At 62.6% G+C, this 396-nt stretch carries 1 protein-coding gene; it reads right to left on the reverse strand.

The features are described 5' to 3' along the window. Nucleotides 1-257, reverse strand: a 257-nt coding sequence (locus JWG43_RS21140) for a cytochrome c oxidase subunit II transmembrane domain-containing protein (RefSeq protein WP_504208239.1), incomplete at its 3' end; no start/stop codon positions are given. Between the last annotated feature and the right edge of the window lie 139 nt (nucleotides 258-396).

Here is a 396-nt window from a genome sequence, read left to right on the forward strand (position 1 = left end):
GTCCAGATGATCTCGATCGTGGTGTTGTGGCTCCAGCGCGCGGGCGTCGGATTGGCCTTCTTGTTGTAGCGGAACACGATCCACGCCAGCAGGCCCAGCACCAGCAGGGTGATGGCCGTGATGATCGGCATCAGGATCACGTCGTGGAAGAAGTGCGCATCATGCTTCAGCGGCGACGCCGCCGGTTGCAGCGTGATGCCGCCCGGGGTCGGTTGACCCATCAGGTCCTGCGCCCACGTCGGCGCCGCAGCGAACATCGCCAGTCCGGCGCCCAGAACGATGGAGGACGCGCAAGTCGCGGCCTTCTTCAACGTCCCTTGGGCTCGCTTGCCCATCCCCATATGAGACTTCCCCATAAAACCGTTATGCAGCAGATACTTGCGAATGGCTCGCAAG

Source organism: Desulfobulbus alkaliphilus (assembly GCF_016918545.1).
Lineage (GTDB): Bacteria > Desulfobacterota > Desulfobulbia > Desulfobulbales > Desulfobulbaceae > Desulfobulbus > Desulfobulbus alkaliphilus.